Source organism: Micromonospora sp. NPDC049089 (assembly GCF_040648775.1).
Lineage (GTDB): Bacteria > Actinomycetota > Actinomycetes > Mycobacteriales > Micromonosporaceae > Micromonospora.
In genome coordinates this window covers 1-1,661 of sequence record NZ_JBEZEH010000393.1, presented here as the reverse complement: position 1 = coordinate 1,661, position 1,661 = coordinate 1, and the positions used below count along the sequence as shown (strand labels likewise).

At 70.8% G+C, this 1,661-nt stretch carries 2 protein-coding genes; both read right to left on the bottom strand.

Annotated features, from left to right (window positions below):
* Nucleotides 1-104: 104 nt before the first annotated feature.
* On the bottom strand, nucleotides 105-1,259 hold the full coding sequence (locus AB0B48_RS33035; RefSeq protein ID WP_357208564.1) for an FHA domain-containing protein: 1,155 nt from the start codon (nucleotides 1,257-1,259) through the stop codon (nucleotides 105-107).
* A complete protein-coding gene (locus tag AB0B48_RS33030) occupies nucleotides 1,256-1,549 on the bottom strand; it encodes a 4a-hydroxytetrahydrobiopterin dehydratase (protein WP_357208562.1) in 294 nt (97 codons plus the stop codon). Before AB0B48_RS33030 ends, AB0B48_RS33035 begins: the two co-directional genes overlap by 4 nt.
* Nucleotides 1,550-1,661 lie beyond the last annotated feature (112 nt).

Genomic DNA, 1,661 nt, shown 5'->3' with positions numbered 1-1,661 from the left:
AGTCGCTTGACCCCTCCCGAATACCATCTTAAAGATATATTGTCCTAACTCGTGCCGTGCGACAAACTCTAATATCCACCCCACCCCCCCCCCCCGGGTGGGTGTCAGGGGCGGGGCAGGCGCATCGCCATCGTGGGTGCCTCGGCCATCACCGAGGTGGGAGTGAACGGGGCACCGGTGGGCAGTTCCTCGGCCCGACCGATCTGCACTCCCGGGTACAGCTCGATCATGTCGTTCTCGCCCAGCACCCGGGACTGCTGCGGCGCCAGCGGGATCCGGTCCGACTCGGTCATCGAACCGCCCGGCCGGATGCCCGAGCCGTTGGTGCTGACGTCGGTCACGATGACCTCGCCGACCCGCAGCTCGAAGCGGACGTGACCACGGCTGATCCAGCGCCGTGCCTCGTCGTTGAGCCACTGGCCGAGCATGATCCCGCCGTCCTGCTCGGGAGCCCGTCCTGCCACGATCGGCTGTTCCTCGCTGAGCACGAACCGCCGTCGGACCAGGCCGCCGACGCGCACCGCGAGCACCTCGGTACGCGGACGCGGGCCGCCGTCACCGAGCCGTACGCCGTGTCGGGGGCAGGTCGGCACGCCGTTGCGCAGCGCGGGCGGCGGCTGCGCGGCGGGGCTGCGGTCGGCACCCCCGGCCAGGTCGGCGAACGCGCCACCCCCACCACCGCCGCCGAACAGCGCGCAGCCCGACTCCGGGCAGCGCCACTGGCGGGCCAGCAGCTTGACGCCGGTCGGCGACCGTTTGCCGGCCACCGGCGAGTGGCCACCACCGACGTGCGCGATGAACACCGGCCCGCCGGCGCCCGGCACCGGCGCGACCACCCGACCGGGCTGCTCGACCAGCCACGGGAAACGCCCGCGCAGCCCGTCGAAGCGGACCCGGCTGAGCACCGGCAACCCGAGCAGGTCGGCGACCTCCAACATCCGGTCACCCGGGTTGTCGAGCACCTCGACGAGCCCGTCGTCGGCCCAGCGGCGGACGACCATCCGCTCGTTGGAGGTGAGGTCGGCGTCGGAGAGCAACGCCCGGTGCACCACCGCGTAGACCTGGACGCTGTCCTCCTCCAGCTCGCGGGAGAGCGCGTCGATGACCATGCCGAGGCGCAGCAGGCTGGCCGGCCGACCACCGTCGATGTCCTGGTAGCGGATCACCTCGGCCAGGTCGATCACGGCTCGGGCCAGTGACGGGTCCGTGCAGACCCGGCCCTCGATGGCATCCAGAACCTTGCTGATCTCGAATCTCATGCCGCACTCCGGACGATGTCGTCAATGCGCCGGGCCAGCTCGATGTCCCGGTGGGTGACCCCACCGGCCGAGTACGTGACACAGCGGAAGGTCAGGGTCCGCCATCGGATGTCGATGTCGGGATGGTGGTCGAGCTTCTCGGCCACCGTCGCCACCCGGTCCACCATCGCGATGGCCGCCGGGAAACTGCCGAGCTGGACGGTACGACCGATGCCGGTCGGGTCACCCGACCAGTCGGGCAACCGGCTCAGCTCTTCTCGCACCGCGTCCGCGGTGAGCAGGTCTGCCATGACCAGACCCTACCGGTGGCGCGTCCGGCGAGCCGGATCCGCTCCCTCGAGCCCAGGGTTTCCGCCAAGCGCTGCCGGCCAGGAACACGACGGCGGGGCGGCATCATCAGAT

Excerpts from the sequence above, each read along its gene's own strand:
- AB0B48_RS33035 (WP_357208564.1), bottom strand. The coding sequence starts at position 1,259 with ATGAGATTCGAGATCAGCAAGGTTCTGGATGCCATCGAGGGCCGGGTC.
- AB0B48_RS33030 (WP_357208562.1), bottom strand. The coding sequence starts at position 1,549 with ATGGCAGACCTGCTCACCGCGGACGCGGTGCGAGAAGAGCTGAGCCGG.